At 64.4% G+C, this 18,160-nt stretch carries 19 protein-coding genes and 1 pseudogene; 15 read left to right on the forward strand and 5 right to left on the reverse strand.

From position 1 onward, the window contains the following. On the reverse strand, positions 1-282 hold the full coding sequence (locus tag ABIB90_RS13320) for a DUF3606 domain-containing protein (protein ID WP_219681535.1): 282 nt from the start codon (positions 280-282) through the stop codon (positions 1-3). Between the two features lie 276 nt (positions 283-558). Between ABIB90_RS13320 and treZ the strand changes: the two genes are divergently transcribed. Both treZ and ABIB90_RS13330 read left to right on the forward strand, forming a co-directional pair. Next, complete coding sequence (treZ, locus tag ABIB90_RS13325; protein ID WP_354200825.1) at positions 559-2,370, forward strand: malto-oligosyltrehalose trehalohydrolase; 1,812 nt, start codon at positions 559-561, stop codon at positions 2,368-2,370. Between the two features lie 63 nt (positions 2,371-2,433). Further along, complete coding sequence (locus ABIB90_RS13330) at positions 2,434-3,291, forward strand: glucose 1-dehydrogenase (protein WP_354200826.1); 858 nt, start codon at positions 2,434-2,436, stop codon at positions 3,289-3,291. A 76-nt stretch (positions 3,292-3,367) separates the two neighbouring features. On the opposite strand, the pseudogene ABIB90_RS13335 reads toward ABIB90_RS13330, so the two are convergent. Then, a pseudogene (locus ABIB90_RS13335) lies at positions 3,368-3,481 on the reverse strand (DUF892 family protein); the annotation flags it as partial. A 115-nt stretch (positions 3,482-3,596) separates the two neighbouring features. Between ABIB90_RS13335 and ABIB90_RS13340 the strand changes: the two are divergent. The 3 genes from ABIB90_RS13340 to ABIB90_RS13350 all read left to right on the forward strand — a co-directional run bounded on the left by ABIB90_RS13340 (position 3,597) and on the right by ABIB90_RS13350 (position 4,618). Next, a complete protein-coding gene (locus tag ABIB90_RS13340; protein ID WP_027519884.1) occupies positions 3,597-3,791 on the forward strand; it encodes a hypothetical protein in 195 nt (64 codons plus the stop codon). A 77-nt stretch (positions 3,792-3,868) separates the two neighbouring features. Next, entirely contained in the window at positions 3,869-4,096 is a 228-nt protein-coding gene (locus tag ABIB90_RS13345) for a hypothetical protein (RefSeq protein ID WP_354200827.1), read from the forward strand. A gap of 336 nt (positions 4,097-4,432) precedes the next feature. Then, on the forward strand, positions 4,433-4,618 hold the full coding sequence (locus ABIB90_RS13350) for a hypothetical protein (protein WP_007595953.1): 186 nt from the start codon (positions 4,433-4,435) through the stop codon (positions 4,616-4,618). Positions 4,619-4,656: 38 nt separating this feature from the next. On the opposite strand, the gene ABIB90_RS13355 is transcribed toward ABIB90_RS13350, so the two are convergent. Beyond that, positions 4,657-6,444: a peptide ABC transporter substrate-binding protein gene (locus ABIB90_RS13355; protein ID WP_354200828.1), complete on the reverse strand. Its 1,788-nt coding sequence runs from the start codon at positions 6,442-6,444 to the stop codon at positions 4,657-4,659. Positions 6,445-6,637: 193 nt separating this feature from the next. Continuing rightward, a complete protein-coding gene (locus ABIB90_RS13360; protein ID WP_354160414.1) occupies positions 6,638-7,222 on the reverse strand; it encodes a TetR family transcriptional regulator in 585 nt (194 codons plus the stop codon). A gap of 137 nt (positions 7,223-7,359) precedes the next feature. On the opposite strand from ABIB90_RS13360, the gene ABIB90_RS13365 reads away from it, so the two are divergent. Further along, the gene (locus tag ABIB90_RS13365) at positions 7,360-8,805 is read left to right on the forward strand and encodes an MATE family efflux transporter (RefSeq protein WP_354200829.1); all 1,446 of its coding nucleotides are present in this window, start codon (positions 7,360-7,362) and stop codon (positions 8,803-8,805) included. A gap of 7 nt (positions 8,806-8,812) precedes the next feature. Here ABIB90_RS13365 and ABIB90_RS13370 read toward each other — a convergent pair whose 3' ends face one another. Continuing rightward, on the reverse strand, positions 8,813-9,025 hold the full coding sequence (locus ABIB90_RS13370; RefSeq protein ID WP_354200830.1) for a hypothetical protein: 213 nt from the start codon (positions 9,023-9,025) through the stop codon (positions 8,813-8,815). Positions 9,026-9,097: 72 nt separating this feature from the next. Here ABIB90_RS13370 and ABIB90_RS13375 point away from each other — a divergent pair, with 72 nt between their 5' ends. From ABIB90_RS13375 to ABIB90_RS13415, 9 genes are all read left to right on the forward strand, one after another. Continuing rightward, the gene (locus ABIB90_RS13375; RefSeq protein WP_354200831.1) at positions 9,098-9,892 is read left to right on the forward strand and encodes a MetQ/NlpA family ABC transporter substrate-binding protein; all 795 of its coding nucleotides are present in this window, start codon (positions 9,098-9,100) and stop codon (positions 9,890-9,892) included. A gap of 136 nt (positions 9,893-10,028) precedes the next feature. Continuing rightward, complete coding sequence (locus ABIB90_RS13380) at positions 10,029-11,063, forward strand: putative FMN-dependent luciferase-like monooxygenase (protein WP_354200833.1); 1,035 nt, start codon at positions 10,029-10,031, stop codon at positions 11,061-11,063. Positions 11,064-11,096: 33 nt separating this feature from the next. Further along, on the forward strand, positions 11,097-11,723 hold the full coding sequence (locus ABIB90_RS13385) for a CMD domain protein (RefSeq protein WP_354200847.1): 627 nt from the start codon (positions 11,097-11,099) through the stop codon (positions 11,721-11,723). Positions 11,724-11,735: 12 nt separating this feature from the next. Further along, entirely contained in the window at positions 11,736-12,323 is a 588-nt protein-coding gene (locus ABIB90_RS13390) for an alkylhydroperoxidase domain protein (protein WP_354200834.1), read from the forward strand. Between the two features lie 60 nt (positions 12,324-12,383). Further along, positions 12,384-13,541: an ABC transporter substrate-binding protein gene (locus ABIB90_RS13395; RefSeq protein ID WP_007595945.1), complete on the forward strand. Its 1,158-nt coding sequence runs from the start codon at positions 12,384-12,386 to the stop codon at positions 13,539-13,541. Between the two features lie 13 nt (positions 13,542-13,554). Then, the gene (locus ABIB90_RS13400; RefSeq protein ID WP_354200835.1) at positions 13,555-15,378 is read left to right on the forward strand and encodes an ABC transporter permease; all 1,824 of its coding nucleotides are present in this window, start codon (positions 13,555-13,557) and stop codon (positions 15,376-15,378) included. Next, entirely contained in the window at positions 15,378-16,211 is an 834-nt protein-coding gene (locus ABIB90_RS13405; protein WP_354200836.1) for an ABC transporter ATP-binding protein, read from the forward strand. The genes ABIB90_RS13400 and ABIB90_RS13405 overlap by 1 nt, the downstream gene beginning before the upstream one ends. Beyond that, positions 16,208-16,948, forward strand: coding sequence for an ABC transporter ATP-binding protein (locus ABIB90_RS13410; protein WP_007595939.1), 741 nt, complete (start codon positions 16,208-16,210; stop codon positions 16,946-16,948). Before ABIB90_RS13405 ends, ABIB90_RS13410 begins: the two co-directional genes overlap by 4 nt. 177 nt (positions 16,949-17,125) lie before the next feature. After that, complete coding sequence (locus ABIB90_RS13415; RefSeq protein ID WP_354200848.1) at positions 17,126-18,157, forward strand: HoxN/HupN/NixA family nickel/cobalt transporter; 1,032 nt, start codon at positions 17,126-17,128, stop codon at positions 18,155-18,157. Positions 18,158-18,160 lie beyond the last annotated feature (3 nt).

The following is an 18,160-nucleotide window of genomic DNA, read 5'->3' on the forward strand; positions in this document are numbered from 1 at the left end:
TCAAGAATTTGGTGGGATTGCCGTCACTTCCGTCGTCGCCTGCTCGCCGACGGTCGCCGAAGCGATCACGGCGGCGGGAGGTACATCGTCCGGCTTGGGCAGCGTGGTTGCCCTTTGCAGCGCCGCCTCCTTGCTGATGGCCGCAATCGAGTTGCCGGTCCGCTCGACGATGCTGGTCAGCTCCGCATCCGACAGTCCGAGACGCTTTCTGACGAGGCGCACCTGAGTACGGTCGGTCAGGTCGAGCTTGTTGCGGATCGGCTGTGGCTTCGAGCGGCGCATGGCGAAAACTCCCGTGTAGAGTTGCAACCGTCGCCGAGGCGATTCCGTTCCCTGTTTGCAACAGTGATCTTCCCCAACCATCGTCGCCGCACCTCGGCCCAAAAGTGCACACAACGCGCATGGCGCATCGGTGTGGCGCCGGCCTGAGGAACGAATGCCTCCATCTCGGCTTCTCCCGTCCAGAGCATGCTCGAGCGATCGCAAAATCGAGCCTCGCGAAGCGTGCTGTTACTTCCAGCCACGCAAAGGCGACCAGGTTTGAGTCACAGATTGGGAATGGCCGGGCAAGCGCGACACCACGGCCCTCGATGCCTCGATCACGGGGTCTGCTTCAATCTCTGGGCGCCGACGGCGCAATCGGTCGAATTGCTCGAAGCCGGCCGGCCGCCACTCCGGATGACGCGCGACCATGATGGCTGGTACCAGTCGTTGAGTCCCACCGCGCATGTCGGCACGCGCTATCAGTTCAGGATCAACGAAGACCTGGTCGTTCCCGATCCCGCCTCGTTCTTCCAGCCCGACGACGTCGGGGCGCCGAGCGAGGTGATCGACACCCCGGCGTTCCGGGACTCGGTGCTCTATCCCGGCCGCCCCTGGGCGGAAGCCGTAATCTACGAGTTGCATGTCGGCACCTTCAGTGAGGAAGGCACCTATGCCGGCGTCGAGAAGAAGTTGCCCTATCTGCACGATCTCGGCATTACCGCAATCGAGCTGATGCCGCTCAATGACGTCCCCGGCCGGCATAATTGGGGCTATGACGGCGTGCTGCTGAATGCGCCCAATGCACGCTACGGCAGGCCGGAAGACCTCAAGCGGCTGCTACGCGCGGCGCATGCCCTCGACATCATGGTCTACCTCGATGTGGTCTATAACCATTTCGGGCCGCAGCTGAACTACCTGCACCTCTATGCGGAAAGCTTCTTCATCACGCGCCACAGCACCGGCTGGGGCCCTGCCGTCAACCTCGAGGGACACGACGGCGCGTTCGTGCGCGAGTTCCTGATCGAGAACGCGTTGATGTGGCTGCGCGACTACGGGTTCGACGGCTTGCGGCTCGATGCGGTTCACGCGCTTAAGGACGATTCCGACCGCCATTTCCTGATCGAGCTTGCCGAGACGGTTCGCAGTCAGCTGCCGGGCCGACGCGTGCATCTGATGCTGGAGAACGAGGCCAATCAGGCCCGCCTGCTCGACCGTGCTCAAGGGCGAACCCGGCTCTATGACGCGCAATGGGGCGATGATTTTCACAACGCGCTCCACGTCCTCTTGACGGGTGAGGACGAAGGCTACTATCGCGCCTTCGCAGGCAGGCCGCTTGAACATCTCGCGCGAGCGCTCACCGAGGGCTTTGCCTATCAGGGCGAAGTCTTTCCGCTGCATGACGAACCGCGCGGCGAGCCGAGCGCGCATCTGCCGCCTGAGGCCACCATCTTCTTCGCCCAGAACCACGACCAGATCGGCAATCGCGCGCTCGGGGAGCGGCTTTCCGCGCTGGTCGGTCCGGAGAAACTGGATCAGGCCATGGCGCTGGTTCTCTTGAATCCGCACATTCCGATGTTGTTCATGGGTGAGGAAGCCGCGGCCGAGACACCGTTCCTGTTTTTCGCAGACTGGTCCGGCGAAGCTGCCGAGCGGACGCGGGAAGGGCGACGCAAGGAGTTCGCGCACTTCAAGGCTTTCTCGACGCCCGACATGCGCGCCAGGATTCCGGATCCGTGCGATGAAAAGACCTTCGCGGCATCGAAGCTCGACTGGACCGGCATCGACCGCTCTCCCGCCAGCGCCAGGTTTCGCGGCCTCACAACCCGATTGCTGAGGATACGGCGCGAGAAGATCGTTCCGCTGATCAAACGGGGTTTCGTTTCGGCTCATTGCAAGTTGCTGGGGGAGAACGAGGCTAAGGGCGGCCTGGATGCCCGTTGGCGGACGGAGAACGGAGACATCTTGCAGATTGTCGCCAATTTCGCGGACGGCGAACTGCCCATGCCGGCGCTGGTTGCGGGCGAGAGCCTATGGCGATTGGGCGCCGCCGAAGCGCCAGCCCTGTTGCGGAGCGACATCATCGTAAGGCTTGGCCACGAGGCGTGATGGAACAGCGAGGAACGCTTCCGAAAGCTTTCCGTTAGCGGAGTAAATCTCTGGAGCCGCTTCATGACCGAATATCCAAAGCCGCCTTTCCCGCCGCAGCAGCAATCGATGCCCGGTTCGACGCGCGCGATGAACCCGCGACCGGATCATGGCGAGGAAAGTTACAGGGGCGCCGGGCGCTTGGCCGGAAAGAAGGCAATCATCACCGGAGGCGACAGTGGCATCGGCCGCGCGGTCGCGATCGCCTATGCCCGGGAGGGCGCGGACATCGTCGTCGCCTATTTGAACGAGGACGAGGATGCCGCCGAGGTCAAGACGCTGGTGGAGCGCGCAGGACGCAAGGTCGTCCTGATCCCCGGCGACATCCGCAATCCCGATCATTGCCGCGCGATCATCCAGCGCACCGTCGAGGCGTTCGGCGCAATAGACATCCTCGTCAACAACGCGGCGCATCAGGACACGTTCAAGGAGATCGCTGACATCAGCGACGAGGAATGGCAGCGGACGTTCGAGACCAATATCCACGCCATGTTCTATCTCACCAAGGCTGCGGTCCCCCACATGCGCCCGGGAGCGGCGATCATCAACACCGCGTCGGTGAACTCCGACATGCCGAATCCGACTTTGCTGGCCTATGCCACGACCAAGGGCGCCATTCAGAATTTTACCGGTGGGCTCGCCCAGATGCTGGCGAGCAAAGGCATTCGGGTCAATGCGGTCGCCCCGGGTCCGATCTGGACGCCGCTGATTCCGTCGACGATGGCGGAGGACACTGTGAAGAACTTCGGCAAGCAGGTGCCGATGCAACGGGCCGGCCAGCCGGCCGAACTCGCGACAGCCTATGTCATGCTCGCCGATCCGCTCTCGAGCTACACATCGGGAGCGACCCTGGCGGTCACCGGCGGCAAGCCGTTCATCTGACCGAACGTGCGACGAGAACGTGGCAGCCCTGCGAGCAGGGCCGCCACGCCCAGCACGTCTTCACCAGTACGCCTCGACCGGCGACGAGGTCCTTGTTTGTCGCCTTCTCGATCATCTTCGGCAGCGCCTTGAGGATCTGCTGTTCCGCGTAATAGATATCCTGCAGCCCGTGCAGCAGCAGGTCTTCCATCGATTTGATGTCCTTGGTGAAGAATCCCGTAAACGACGTCTCCTTGACAATGATGGAACTGGAACGCCGCACAGCTGCAGCTGTTCCATTCCCGTGACCAGATCAGGAGAGCCGAATGAGCGATGGAGCGGATCATCTTGCGAGCCTGCTCGGACGAGCGGCGATGGACGTCTGGGGTGACATGCCCCGCGACATCCAGGAAGCGCTGTTCGAGACCGCCATGAAGGGACGGCCAGCGGAGCGGGAAGAGCTCGCGCGACTGCTGCACGAGCGGCATCCCCGTACGCTTCATCCGGCGCGGCCTGGCTGAGCCGTTGCAGGAACGATCGGGCAAGAAGCCGATTTGTAAAATGGGCGAGGCGCGGCGAATGGGATTGGACGAAGCCCGTGAGCCGTAGCTCCGCCCGGGATCAAATCGGTGAGTCGATCGGCGTGACTGAAATGATGATCGGAAAATGGTACGACCCGATCTCCCAGAGATGGATCGTGCCGCGTGAAACGCACCCGGTGGCGGGCCACTCGCAGTCCGACCCGGAGAAGGGGCTCGAAGCCCGCAAGCCGGCCGAGGCGCAGCGGATCTGGGACCTGTTGGTCGATTGCTGCGCGCGCGGGTGATGTCCGAGCCGCACCATCATTGGCTTCTGCTGTCGGCAATTCACAGAGTGATGACATAGACCGCGAAGGCAATGATGAGCGCCAGGCTTACGACGGCAGTGCTGATCAATATCTTGCCCATGGCGCGTCCGTGCTGTCTCGCCGCGTCAATGTAACAGCCGTCATTTTCGTTCCGGACCGGCAGCTGAAGGCAGCTCCGACTGTTCACATGTGCACAGAGGGCGTCGGCACCAAATGGCTTGAACTATATCATTTGATGCAGACATGGCTGCGCTCGCTCTTATCATCGGCCATGCGGAAAGGCACCGCATGGTGCCATGACATGGAGACCCGATCGTGCACAGGCGGCGTCGCGTTCAGCAAACCACCACGCTTCAAGAGCGGCTTGCAGAGTTCACCAGGACCATCCGCGAAAAGGCCGAGGCGTTGCCCGACGGCAAGGAGCGGGATGAGCTGATGAAGCGGCTGAGAAGCGCCGACACTGCGTCAAACCTCGACCGTCAATTCGCCGGCAGGGATTGAGCTCGCTAGGATTGAACTGGCAATTGAGCTGGAAAGCGTCAGCTGCGGTACCAACTCGCCAGATTCCAGGTCGTGACGTCCCAGCCTGACATGTCGACCATGAGATTGTTGACCCCTGCGTTGACGATGTTGCGGGATAGAAGCGGCAGGAACACGTTGGCCTCGCAAAAAATTTCGTCGACCTTGATCAGCAGCGCGGCCCGCTTGACCGGATCGAGCTCGTTCTGGGCGGCCTTGTAGGCCTTGTCGGCCTCGGGATCGGACCAGCGCGAGACGTTGCGGCCGAGCCATTTGTTGTCCTTGTTGGAAATCTCCCAGGAGACGCATTGGTTCAGGAAGCGCTCCGGGTCGGGCTGCGGCTGCGTCGTGTTGTACATCTCCATGTCGGCATAGAACTTCGAGTAGGTGTCGGGGTTGCCGACGTCGGACGAGAAGAACACCGATGCCGTGACCGCCTTGATCTCGATCTCGATGCCGGCCTTCTGGCAGGCCTGCTTGATGATGGCCTGCGTCTTCTGACGCGGCGCATTGGTCGAAGTCTGGAAGACGAATTTGAGCTTCTTGCCGTCCTTCTCGCGGATGCCGTCCGCGCCCTTTGCCCAGCCGGCGTCATCCAGGACCTTGTTGGCCTTGTCGACGTCGAACTCGTATTTCAGCTTGGCCGACTTGAACTGTTTGGGTGCGTTGACGAAGCTCGCGGTGGCGACGCCGCCGCGCCCGTAAATGAACTTCTGGATCGACTCGCGGTCGATCAGCAAGTTCATCGCGCGGCGAACGGCGGGATCGGACAGCGTCGGGTGCTTGGTCTTGGGGCTGGAGCGCTCGCCGTCCACCTCGGTCCACGGATCGGTCGTGTTGAGGATGATGAACTCGACATTGCCTGACGGCGTGACGTCGAGCTTGCCCTTGCCGCTGGCCTCCATGCGTTTGAGGACCTCCTCCTCCACTTGCATGTTCCAGGCGTAGTCATATTCGCCGGTCTGCAGCACGGCGCGCGCCGCGGACACCGCATCGCCGCCGCCCTTGATTTCGAGCGTGTCGAAATGCGGCTGGTTCTTGACGTGATAGTCGGGATTGCGTTCGGCCCGGATCAGGTCGCCCGGCTTGAACTCGACGAATTTGTAGGGACCAGTGCCGACCGGCTTCAGATTGCCGGGCGCTTCGCGCGACTTCGCGCCGACATAATCGCCGAAATGATGCTTCGGCAGGATCGGACCGACCGAGCCGACGAAGGGATCGGCCCAGAACGGCGTCGGCGCCTTGAACAGTACCTTGACGGTGTGGTCGTCGATCTTCTCGACCGTGATGTCCTTGTAGGAACCCGTGGTGTACGCCGCGGTCGCGAGATCCGAGGCGTATTGCCAGGTGAAGACGACATCGTCGGCAGTGAAGGGCTTGCCGTCGTGCCATCTCACGCCCTGCTTCAGTTTCCAGGTCACGCTCAGGCCGTCCGGCGAAAGGCCGCCGTTCTGCTTGGACGGGGCTTCGGCCGCGAGGCAGGGGACGAGGTTGCCCTCCTTGTCCCAGCCGGCGAGCGGCTCGAAGAAGACGCGCGAGGCGATCTGGTCCTTGGTGCCGAGCGCGAAATGCGGATTGAGCAGCGTCGGGGCCTGCCAGAGCAGGATCTTGAGCGGGCCGCCGCCGCCGGCCTTGGTCGGCTTGTATTGCAGCGTGGCGTCCGCCATCGCCATGTCGTTCCAGACCAGGATCTGGCTCGCGACCGGCGCTGCGATCCCGATCGCAGCCATCGTCTGCATGAACGAGCGTCGCGACAGCGTCCCCTGCTTCACCTGCGCGATGGACTTGCGGATTTCGTTCTCGTTCATCGGATGATCCCCACTTCACAGCCAAGTCGTTACCGGCCATGGCCCATCATGTTTCATCGAGGGCGAGGCGGCAATGCCGACAGGGTGAGAAAAACCTGCGGCGAAATGACGAACGTAGGGACGGCAGCCGTGCCTGCCGAGGGGCGGTAGCTGGAACGCCGGCCGAGAGACCCTGCCGGCGATCCAATGCGAGCTAGGGGAACCGCCCATTCGCAAGCGCCAGCGCAGCTCCAACCGCGTTCTCGAGAATTTCCTCCGACAATTGCCTGTCGCTCACCGCGCGCGACAATTGCAGCGCGCCGACCATGGTTGCGTAGACCGAAATGGCGCGTCGTCGACGCTCCGCAGCGGGGCCTTCCGGCATCTGCGCCGCCATCAGCGCGATGATCTCCGACGTCTTTCCGGTGAAGGCATCGCGCGTCGCCTTGGGATGTCGCGCGATCTCGGCGACAAGTGCTGCGGTCGGGCAACCGGCGCCCGCGCGGTCGCGATGGCGCGGGGAGAGGTAGTCGCGAATCGTTTCCTCGAGCGCGACGCCGTTTGCAAGATTGTCCTTGTGCCTCTGCTCGCGCCGCTCCAGGGCGTCGATCAGCACCGCGCGTACCAGATCCTCCTTGGAAGCGAAATGCGTGTAGAAGGCGCCGTTGGTCAGGCCCGCTTCCGCCATGATGCCGGCGAGGCCGACCGCGGCGATGCCGCTCTCGCGGAACTGCGAAGAGGCGACGTCGATGATGTGCCGCCGCGTCGTGTCCCTGTGTCCCTTGTCGTAGCGCGCCAATCCCGCCTCCTGCGCGACCCCCGCCACAAAATCGTGAGGCCGGGCCCATTGCATTATGATCATAATAATACATTATGAACATAATGCAATGGGCGGCCGATCGGCGGCGGCCCTTCGGGACCCCAGGGATCGAACCCATGTCAGTCGAGGATGCCGCCGCGCCGGCCTTGTCCGCCCCGCAGATCGTGGCTCGCGCCACCGCTCCGCTCCGCCAAGTGGCGGCATCAACACCAGGCGCGGCCGAGCAGCGGCGCGCAGCGCTGCTGACGGCGCCGATCCTGCCGACGCTGCTCCGGCTCGCGCTGCCGACCGTGACCGTCCTGGTGGCGCAAACCGCGGTCAACATCGCGGAAGCCTATTATGTCGGCTTCCTCGGCACCGATGCGCTGGCCGGTGCGGCGCTCGTGTTCCCGATCTTCATGCTGATGACCATGATGTCGAATGGCGGCTTCGGCAGCGGCGTTGCCTCCTCGGTCGCGCGCGCGGTCGGTGCCGGCCGCCGCGACGATGCCGAAGCCGCGTTGTTTCATGCCGTGGTGCTCGCGATGATTGCCGGCGGCGTGTTCACGCTCGGCGTCATCGTCGGCGGTCCGCATCTCTACCGCGCCCTTGGCGGCGCCGACGGTGCCCTCGCTGCGGCCACCACCTATTCCAACTGTCTGTTCGCCGGCGCCATCCCGGTCTGGATCGTCAATCTCCAGGCGGCGGCGCTACGCGGCGCGGGCAATGTCAAGGTGCCCGCGCTGGTGACGCTGGTCGGCGCGATCGTGACGATTCCGGTGTCGCCGGCGCTGATCTTCGGTCTGGGACCGATCCCGCGGTTCGGCATCGGCGGCGCGGGCATCGCCTTCGGCCTCTATTACGGCGCGGCGATGCTGTTTCTGCTGCGCTACATGGCCTCAGGCGCGACCGGCCTCAAGCTGCACATCGTGCCGCTCCGCGCAAAAATCTTCGGTGACATGCTGAAGGTCGGCATTCCCACCGCCTTCAATGCGGTGCTGACCAATCTCACCGTCATTCTCGTCACCGGCGCGGTCGGCCTGTTCGGCACCTCCGCGCTCGCCTGCTACGGCATCGCCTCGCGGCTCGACTACATCATGATCCCGCTGCTGTTCGGCATCAGCACCGCGACGCTAACGATGGTCGGCGTCAACATGGGCGCGGGACAGACGGCGCGGGCACGTCGCATTGGCTGGATCAGCGGCGTTGTCGGCATGGTTATGACCGGCACGATCGGCCTTTTGGTGGCGATCTTCCCGACGGCCTGGCTCAATCTCTTCAGTCACGATGCCGAGGTGGTGGGCGAAGGCATGACCTACTTGCGCATCGTCGCGCCGGCCTACGTCGCACTCGGCTTCGGCTTCGTGACGTCGTTCGCCGTGCAAGGCACCGGCCGCGCCATCGGCCCGCTCGCGTCTTCGGTCGCGCGCATCCTGATCGCGGCCGGCGGCGGCTGGATCGCGGTGGCAAGCTTCGGCGCCGGCATGGCGGGGCTCGCCACCATGGTGACGGCATCGCTCGCCGCCTATGCCGTGATCTGCGTCCTGATCATGCTGTCGCCGTCGACCTGGCGGTCCGAGTAGGCGCAGATCATCTGATGCTGGCAACACCGACAACCAGCACCGAAATCCCGGCTGGATTGCCTGCTGCTATCTCGCCGCCATTTTCGCTCCCCGGCTGTTGTTGCGCCGTGATGCCCGTCACGATTGCGCAGAGCATTCCTAATCTCTGTGAATTCGTTTCCCGATTGGTATCGAATTGAGAAGGTGTCTGCCGCTGCCGGCATCCAATATGGATTTCCATTTCATTGATTTCGCCACATAGAGAAGCGAATACGGTTCCAATCGTTGCCGCTGAGTCATGGAGACCAAGATCATGGAGACCAAGATGTCGTTTCGCCTCCCCTTGATCCTTTCTGCCGTCCTCGTCGCGTGGTCGGCGGGCGCCTCGGCCGAGACCATCAAGATCGGCGTGACGCCGGGGCCGCACGCCCAGATTTTCGAGGCCGTGAAGCCGATCGCCGCCAAGCAGGGTCTCGACATCCAGCTCATCGAATTCTCCGACTACGTCGTGCCGAACGCCGCGCTCGAGGCCGGCGAGATCCAGGCCAATTCGTTCCAGAACCAGCCTTATCTGGACAACCAGAAGGCGGACCGTGGCTACAAGATCGAAGCCGTCGGCCTGACCGTGAATTTCCCGATCGGCGTCTATTCCAAGAAGCACAAGGCCTTCGCCGACATCCCCGAGGGCAGCAAGGTCTCGATCCCGAACGATCCGACCAATGGCGGCCGCGTGCTGCTGCTGCTGCGCGACAAGGGCGTGATCAAGCTGAAGGACGGCACGGGCTTCAAACCGACGGTGCTTGATATCGCCGAGAATCCCAAGAAGCTGAAGTTCGTCGAGGTCGACGCGGCGCAGGCGCCGCGCGCGCTCGACGATGTCGACGCCGCCGCGATCAACACCAATTATGCAACCCAGGCGGGCCTCGATCCCGTCAAGGATCCGATCCTGCGCGAGGACCCGAAGGGGCCCTACGTCAATCTCATCGCCGTTCGCACGGTCGACAAGGACAAGCCATGGGTCAAGATCCTTGTGGACAGCTATCACACGGCGGAGGTCAAGGAGTTCGTCCTGACCAAATTCAAGGGCGCGGTACTGCCGAGCTGGTAGGCAGTCTGCCCAGCCAAAGTTCAGCTCAGGGCGATCCCGGCGGGCAGCCTTGCGTACGAGCCCTGCGCAATGCCCGCTTGTCTGGAGCTGCGGCAACCGACATCATCGGGGCCTATCCTCGCCTTGCAGGGGTCGTATGAAACGCTTAGCCAACCTGAAACGCCTGGGGTTTTTCACGCGACTTCTCGATGAGGCCCCGCCGGCCGACCGATATCGCTTCGCGGCCGAGCAGATCGTGCGCGCCGAGAAGGCGGGCCTGGATTCCGCATGGATCGCGCAGCACCATTTCCACGAGCGCGAGGGCGGTCTCCCGTCGCCCTTCACCTTTCTCGGCTACGTCGCAGCCCAAACCTCGCGCATCCGGCTCGGCACCGGCATCGTCACCTTGCCGCTGGAGAATCCGGTGAGGGTGGCGGAGGATGCCGCGGTGCTCGATCTGCTCTGCAATGGTCGCTTCGAGCTCGGTGTCGGCACCGGCGGCAATCCCTCGGCCTTTGCCGCCTTCGGCCTCGACAGCGCCCAGCGCAACGAGATCTTTGCGCGCAATCTGGAAATCGTCCGCACGGCGTTGGTCGGCAAGCCGCTCGACGGTGGCGACACGCTCTATCCGCAGCGGCCGCAATTGGACAACCGGATCTGGCAGGCGACGTTCTCTGTCGCGGGCGGCGCGCGTGCCGGCAAGGCGGGTGATGGCCTGTTGCTGTCGCGCACCCAGCCTCGAACCAAGGAGGCGCCGAAGGCAACGCTGGCCGAGATTCAGAATCCGGTGATCGATGCCTATCTCGAAGCACTGCCGCCGGGACGCGAACCCCGCATCATGGCCTCGCGCACCATCTTCGTCGCCGACGACCGCGCCGAGGCGATGCGCCTTGCCGATATCGGGCTGCGGCGCGCGCTGCCGCAATTCCTCAAGGGCGGCCACACCAAGCCGGGCGAGACGCTCGAGGAGATGATCGCAGCGTTCGACACCCATGTCGGCGCGGCCGACGACGTCATCGCTTCGCTCCGCGCCGACGCCACGCTGGAGCGGGTGACCGATCTCGTCTTCCAGGCGCATTCGGTCGATGCCCCGCATCCCCATATCTTGCGCTCGATCGAGCTGGTCGCGGAGAAGGTCGCGCCGGCGCTGGGCTGGACCCGGACGGCGGCGGATGTGGCGCTGGCGGGCTAGTTGCGACACCAGAGAATTGTACGAGGCTGAATGATGGCTACGAAGGATATCATCGACACGCTCGCCGGGATCGAACCGGGTTCGTCCCTCGACGCCATTCGCTCGCGTCGACTGCAAGCGCGCGACAACGCGCAGAAGAGCTATCTCTCGCTGTTCGAGCCGATCGACGCCGGCGATGTCTCGCTGGTGGAGCGCGCCGCGGTTGCGCTCTTCGTGATCGGCCTTCACCGCGAGCCCACGATGGCCGGCTTCTATCGGGCGAAGTTAGCTGCGACCGCCAATGGCGCGCGCTTGGTCGAAGCGGTCGATGTCGAAATCGCGCGTGGCGAGACCTCGGGCCCCTACGGTGCGTTTCCGGACGGCCCGCTGTCGGTCGAGAACGAGGCCGGCCTGATCTATCGCGTCAGCGCCGAGCGCAAGCCCGAGCTTGGCGCCCGGCTCGCTGCGGCGTTCGAACATGCGCATCTGCTGGTGTTCCGCCCGCGCGATGCGGCTGCAGCGAACATGAAGGCGCTGCTCGCTGCCGGCTGGTCGAACAACGGCATCGTCACGTTCTCTCAGCTCGTTGCGTTCCTGTCGTTCCAGGTGCGCGTCGTCACCGGACTGCGCGTGCTCGGTGCCTCGCTCGGGCGCACCGCGAACGCCGCGGCTGGCGCGTAAGGAGGCTGCATCATGAGCGCTGCAAACAATGTCAATCCGCTCGTCGTCTTCACCCAGGATGAACTGGGCTGGGTGTCGTGGATCGATCCGCTGCCCGAAGCCGAGCTGACCGAGCGGCATTTCGCCGGCCTCGTCGATCGCTCCCGTTCCAAGTCCGAATATTTTCGACTGCTGGTGCGCGATCCCGAGGTGCTGGAAGCCCGCACCAAGACTGACAAGGACATCTTCTACAACGTTGCCGACGGCCTGCCGCGCGCCGAGCGCGAGCTGGCGGCGGCTGCGACCTCGCGCTACAACGGCTGCATCTACTGCGCCTCCGTGCATGCGCGTTTCGCCAGCACTTATTCCAAGCGCCGCGACGATGTGCAGCGGCTGCTCGACGAAGGCGTCGGCGCCGATCTCGGCGACGAGCGCTGGAATGCGGTCGTCAAGGCCTCGGTGGCGTTGGCCGCAACGCCGATCGCGTTCGGCCCCGACAATATCGATGAGCTGCGCCGCGCCGGTCTCGACGATGCCGAGATCGTCGACGTCATCAACGGCGCGTCGTTCTTCAACTGGGCGAACCGGCTGATGCTGTCGCTCGGCGAGCCCTCGAAATAGCCAATCTCACCGGCATGGAAATTGCTGGTTGTTTCAACACCTGACAGGATGGAGCCGTCCATGAGCAACATCGATCGTCGTACCCTGGTCAAGGGCTCGCTTGCCGCCATGATGGCGGGAGCAGCCTTCTCGCGCGCCGCGCTTGCGCAATCGTCCGAACCGATTTTGCTGGGCGTCAGCGGTCCGTTGACCGGGCCGAACGCACAATATGGCACGCAGTGGAAGCAGGGCTTTGATCTCGCGCTGGACGAGATCCAGGCAGCGGGCGGCATCAACGGCCGCAAGCTCGCCTACAGCTTCGAAGACAGCCAGAGCGACCCGCGCCAGTCGGTGGCGATCGCCCAGAAGTTCGTCTCCGATCCCAGGATTGTCATGGAGCTCGGCGACTTCTCCAGCCCCGCCTCGATGGCGGCCTCGCCGATCTATCAGCGCGGCGGGCTGGTGCAGTTCGGGTTCACCAATTCGCATCCCGATTTCACCAAGGGCGGCGACTTCATGTGGAGCACCTCGGTCAGCCAGGCTGACGAGCAGCCGCTGCTGGCGGCTTATGCCGTGAAGCGTCTCGGCCTGAAGAAGCTCGCCGTGCTGCACCTCAACACCGATTGGGGCCGCACCAGCCGAGACTATTTCGTCAAGGCCGCGAAAGAACACGGCGCCGAAATCGCCGTCACCGAAGGCTACATTGCGGAGGAGCGCGACTTCCGCTCCACGCTGGTGCGGGTCCGCGACGCCAATCCGGACGGGCTGATCCTGATCTCCTATTATTCCGACGGTGCGCTGATCGCGCGGCAGGCACGCCAGGTCGGGCTGAAGCAGGTGATCTGCGCCGCGAGCTCGGTCTACTCGCCGAAATTCCTGGAGCTCGGCGGCGAGGCCGTCGAGGACGTCCATGTCGGCACGCGCTACTTCCCGGAAGACCCGCGCCCCGAGGTGCAGACGTTCATCGCGGGCTTCAAGAAGAAGTACAACGGGGTGGAGCCCGACGCGTTCAACGCTTACGCCTATGACGCGATGAACATGGCCGCCGCCGTGGTGAAGATCGGCGGCACCGACCGGCGTGCGATCCGCGACGCCTTCACGAAAGTGAAGGACGTCTCGAGCGTGATCTTCGGCAAAGCGACGTTCGACGTCGAGAGCCGGCGCGTCAAGGGCGCCATGAATGCCGAGCTCGTCGTACGCAAGGGCCAGTTCGCGCTCTGGGACGGCAAGCCGACCTGAGGGGATTTTCTGCGTGTCTTCCTGGCTCGACTACACGATCAACGGGCTGATCGTCGGTAACGTCTACGCCCTCGTTGCGGTCGGGCTCGCGCTGATTTTCGGCGTCAGCCGGCTGATCAACTTTGCGCAAGGGTCGATCTACCTCGTCGGCGCCTATATCGGCTGGGTCGCGGTGGTGCAGCTGCATACGCCGCTGCCGCTCACCATCATCGTGGTCGCGGTGACGGCAGCGCTGGTCGGCCTGATCATCGAACGGTTCGGCCTGCGTCCGCTGCAGAACTCGGTGCGCATCGCACCGCTGCTGGCGACGATCGGCATCAGCTTCGTGCTCGATCAGCTCGTGATGCTGACCTTCTCGCCCAATCCGCGTGCGCTGCCGAGCCAGTTGCTGGATGTCCGCTTCCAGATCGGCGGCGGCACGATCGGGCCGCTCGATCTGCTCATCGCCGGTGTCGGCCTCACCAGCGCGTTGCTGCTGTTCGTGTTCCTGCGCTACAGCAAGCTCGGCTGGGCCGTGCGTGCCACCGCGCAGGATCGCGATGCCGCGATGCAGATGGGCGTCGACGTCAACCGCGTCAATCAGGCCGTGTTCGGCATTGCGGCTGCGCTCGGCGGCGTTTCCGGCCTGCTGGTCGGCATGTATTACAACCAGATCGACACCGCGATGAGCCTGCAGGCGACGCTCAAGGGCGTCGTTGCCGAAGTCGTCGGCGGCGCCGGCAACGTGCCGGGCGCGGTGATCGGCAGCCTGCTGCTCGGACTGGTCGAGAGCTATGGCGTCGCCGTGTTCGGCACCAGCTACCGCAATCTGTTCGCATTCCTGCTGCTGGTCGTGGTGCTCGTGCTGCGCCCGAACGGTCTGTTCGCCAGCGCACGGCAGGCGCCGCCCGAGCCGCTCACCGGCACTTTCATTGCGCCGAGCCGCCCGGTGCGTATTCCGCGCTGGGCTCTGCTGATCGCGACCGCCGTCTTCACGATCCTGCCGCTGTTGCCGGTGTCGTTCTACGTGCTCCAGACCCTGATCAACGCCTGGCTGCTCGGCATGCTCGCGCTGAGCCTCACCCTGGTGGCAGGCACGATCGGCCAGGTTTCGCTCGGGCACGCCGCGCTGCTCGCGATCGGCGCCTACACCTCCGCGCTGCTGTCGCTCACGTTCGCCGTCCCGGTTGGCCTTGCCATCATCGGCGGCGGCCTGATGAGTGCGGCGCTGGGCACGGCGCTGATCTCGCCGTCGTTCCGGCTGCGCGGGCATTATGTGTCGATCGCGACGCTCGCGATCGGCGAGATCGTCTCGCTCGTGATCCTGAACTGGGAGAGCGTCACGCGCGGGCCGATCGGCATCTCCGGCATTCCGCCGCTGTCGCTGTTTGGCTATGAGCTGGTCAGCCCGATTTCGATCTACTGGTTCAGCTTCATCGTGATGGTCGTGCTGGCGCTGCTGCAGGGACGCCTGCTCGGCTCGCATCTCGGCCGCAGTTTTCGCGCCATCCGCGACGACGACATCGCCGCGCGCGCCTATGGGCTCAGCCTGAATCGCTACAAATCGCTCGCCTTCATCTTCGGCGGCTTTGCCGCCGGCGTCAGCGGCGGCATCGCCGCGCACCTCTATTCCTACATCAACCACGAGACCTTCAACACGCAGCAATCCATCCTGGCGCTGACTGTGGTGATCCTCGGCGGCCTCGGCAATGTCGTCGGCGCCATCCTCGGGGCGGTCGCGCTGGTCGGGCTGCCGGAAGTGTTCCGCATTGCGGCGGAGTATCGCATCCTGATCTACGGCATCGTGCTGCTGCTGCTCGTGCGGTTCAGGCCGCAGGGCCTGTTGGGGACGATGTGATGAGCACGACCATGCTGTCCCTGCGCAGTCTGACGCGGCGTTTCGGCGGCCTCACCGCCGTCGACGCCATCGATCTCGATCTCGCCAAAGGCGAATTGATCAGCATCATCGGCCCGAACGGGGCAGGCAAGACGACGCTGTTCAATCTGGTGACCGGGCTTGACCTGCCGGACGCCGGGACGGTTCGCTTCGAAGGTCAGGACATCACGGGTCTCTCGCCGGAACGGCTCGCTGCCGAAGGCATCGCGCGCACGTTCCAGCTCGGTCGCGTGTTTGGCAATCTCAGCGTCATGGACAACGTCTTGATCGGCGCCCATACGCGGCTGCGTGCCGTCAAGCCGGCCGTGCCGCTGATCGGCCCGCTGCTGGAACTGGGTCTGGCGCTGCTGCGCCCCGCCAGCGTCAAGGCCGAGGAGGAGCGGCTGCGCGAGGAGGTGAAGGTCATTCTCGCGCGCTTCGGTGAGCGGCTGCTGCCGCGCATCGACCAGCCCGCCTACAGTCTCTCTTACGCCAACCGCCGCCGCGTCGAGATCGCCCGTGCGCTCGCCTTGAGGCCGCGCCTGCTGCTGCTCGACGAGCCGACCGCCGGCATGAATCCAACCGAAACCACGGAGATGCAGGGGCTCGTCGCCGAGCTGAAAGCCGAAGGGCTGACGATCTTGCTGATCGAGCACAAGCTCGAAATGGTGATGCGCCTCTCCGATCGCGTCATCGTCATGGACGAGGGCAAGAAAATCGCGGAAGGCCCGGGTGAACAGGTGCGCGGCGATCCCAAGGTGATCGAGGCCTATCTCGGCCACGGCCTGACGACGAAGCAGGAGAGCGCTGCATGACGAACCCGCCTCCCGATGCGCTGCTGACGCTCACCGACGTCAACACCTTCTACGGTCAGGCCCAGGTGCATTTCGACCTGTCGATATCAGTTCCGCGCGGCCACATCGTCTGCCTGCTCGGCGGCAATGCCAGCGGCAAATCGACCACGATGAAGATCATTTTGGGCCTGGTGAAGCCGCGCTCGGGCGAGGTGACTTTCGACGGTGCCTCGCTGCTCGGACTTACCACGCCGCAGATCGTCCGCCGCGGCATCGCCTCGGTGCCGGAGGCGCGACGGCTGTTCGCCGACATGAGCGTGCGCGAGAACATCCTGATGGGTGCGTTCGTGCGCAACGACCGCGAGGCGATCGCGCAGGATCTCGACAAGATGCTCACGCTGTTCCCGAAGCTCGGCCAGCGGCTGTCGCAGCGCGCCGGCTCGCTCTCGGGCGGCGAGCAGCAGATGGTCGCGATGGCGCGCGCGCTGATGAGCCGTCCCAGGATGATCGTGATGGACGAGCCGACCATGGGCCTGTCGCCGCTTTACGTGGACCGCGTGCTGGAGCTGATCCGCACCATCAACCAGGAGGGCGTCTCGGTCTTCATGGTCGAGCAGAACGCCAGCCTCGCGCTCGAGATCGCGCACGAGGCCTATGTGCTCCAGACCGGCAAGATCGTTCTCTCCGGCTCCGCCCGCGCGCTGAAGGACGATCCCCGCATCCGCGATGCCTATCTCGGCGGCTCCGAGGCCGCGTAAGGGGTCCGCTGTCGTCTCCTCCCTCCCGCAAATCCGCATATGCGATCATCGGGTGGAAGTCGAGTCTGGCCAGTATGACCACCTTATGAAAAGATCATACCGCTCGTGCGATGGGCGTGCGCAGTGGACCGAATGATTGACGTGACGAGATTATCTTTGCGGGCGGTCGAGCCCGGGATGGTGCTGCTGTTCGGCGGGTTGATCGCGGCCAACATCGGGGCGTGGGCCTGGGCCTTCGCGGCGTTCGGTGACCGGCCGACGGTGATGGCGACCGCGCTGCTCGCCTGGGTGTTCGGCCTGCGCCATGCCGTCGATGCCGACCATATCGCGGCCATCGACAATGTCGTGCGCAAGCAGATGCAGGCAGGCGGCACGCCACGTAGCGTCGGTCTGTATTTCGCGCTCGGCCATTCCACGATCGTCGTGGTGGCGACCATGCTGCTCGCGCTCGGCGTCGTGAGCCTCGGTGGCGACAGCCTGCTCAAGGAGATCGGCGGCTTCATCGGCACGTCGGTCTCGGCGCTGTTCCTGCTGGTGATCGCGGCCATCAATCTCGTCATCTTCGCCGGCCTGTGGCGGACGTTTCGCGCCGCACGGGAGCAGGGCATTCACGACGCCGAGGGCCTCGACGCCCTGCTCGCCAGTCGCGGTCTCCTGGCGCGGCTGCTCGGCCCGATGTTCCGCCTAGTGACAAAACCCTGGCACATGTATCCGCTCGGCTTTTTGTTTGGGCTCGGCTTCGACACCGCAACCGAAATCGGTCTGCTCAGCATCTCCGCCAGCGAAGCCGCGCGCGGCGCTTCGTTTGCCGATGTTCTCGTTTTCCCCGCGCTGTTCGCGTCGGGCATGGCGCTGGTCGATACCGCCGATTCGACACTGATGGTGAGCGCCTATCGCTGGGCCTTCGTCGATCCGCTGCGAAAGCTCTGGTACAACCTCACGATCACAGGAGCTTCCGTGGCGGTGGCGCTGTTGATCGGGGGAATCGAGGCGCTCGGGCTGATCGCGGACCGGCTCGGCCTGTCCGGCGGCGCGTGGGCACTGGTCGACGCGCTCAACGACTCGCTCGCCAATGTCGGCTTCGCCGTGGTCGCGCTGTTCGCGGTCGCCTGGCTCGTCTCAGTCGTGCTCTATCGGCGCATGTTTGCAGTTGAGCGGCGGCGCGCGGCCGATGCGCTGATCGGCGCCGATGTCACCGAAGCGGCCTGATCG

The sequence above is a fragment of the Bradyrhizobium sp. JR4.1 genome, assembly GCF_040548605.1.
GTDB lineage: Bacteria > Pseudomonadota > Alphaproteobacteria > Rhizobiales > Xanthobacteraceae > Bradyrhizobium > Bradyrhizobium canariense.

Coding starts and splice junctions, on each gene's coding strand:
- ABIB90_RS13320 (WP_219681535.1), bottom strand. CDS start 282: ATGCGCCGCTCGAAGCCACAGCCGATCCGCAACAAGCTCGACCTGACC.
- treZ (WP_354200825.1), top strand. CDS start 559: ATGGCCGGGCAAGCGCGACACCACGGCCCTCGATGCCTCGATCACGGG.
- ABIB90_RS13330 (WP_354200826.1), top strand. CDS start 2,434: ATGACCGAATATCCAAAGCCGCCTTTCCCGCCGCAGCAGCAATCGATG.
- ABIB90_RS13340 (WP_027519884.1), top strand. CDS start 3,597: ATGAGCGATGGAGCGGATCATCTTGCGAGCCTGCTCGGACGAGCGGCG.
- ABIB90_RS13355 (WP_354200828.1), bottom strand. CDS start 6,444: ATGAACGAGAACGAAATCCGCAAGTCCATCGCGCAGGTGAAGCAGGGG.
- ABIB90_RS13365 (WP_354200829.1), top strand. CDS start 7,360: ATGTCAGTCGAGGATGCCGCCGCGCCGGCCTTGTCCGCCCCGCAGATC.
- ABIB90_RS13370 (WP_354200830.1), bottom strand. CDS start 9,025: ATGGAAATCCATATTGGATGCCGGCAGCGGCAGACACCTTCTCAATTC.
- ABIB90_RS13375 (WP_354200831.1), top strand. CDS start 9,098: ATGGAGACCAAGATGTCGTTTCGCCTCCCCTTGATCCTTTCTGCCGTC.
- ABIB90_RS13380 (WP_354200833.1), top strand. CDS start 10,029: ATGAAACGCTTAGCCAACCTGAAACGCCTGGGGTTTTTCACGCGACTT.
- ABIB90_RS13385 (WP_354200847.1), top strand. CDS start 11,097: ATGGCTACGAAGGATATCATCGACACGCTCGCCGGGATCGAACCGGGT.
- ABIB90_RS13390 (WP_354200834.1), top strand. CDS start 11,736: ATGAGCGCTGCAAACAATGTCAATCCGCTCGTCGTCTTCACCCAGGAT.
- ABIB90_RS13395 (WP_007595945.1), top strand. CDS start 12,384: ATGAGCAACATCGATCGTCGTACCCTGGTCAAGGGCTCGCTTGCCGCC.
- ABIB90_RS13405 (WP_354200836.1), top strand. CDS start 15,378: ATGAGCACGACCATGCTGTCCCTGCGCAGTCTGACGCGGCGTTTCGGC.
- ABIB90_RS13410 (WP_007595939.1), top strand. CDS start 16,208: ATGACGAACCCGCCTCCCGATGCGCTGCTGACGCTCACCGACGTCAAC.
- ABIB90_RS13415 (WP_354200848.1), top strand. CDS start 17,126: ATGGTGCTGCTGTTCGGCGGGTTGATCGCGGCCAACATCGGGGCGTGG.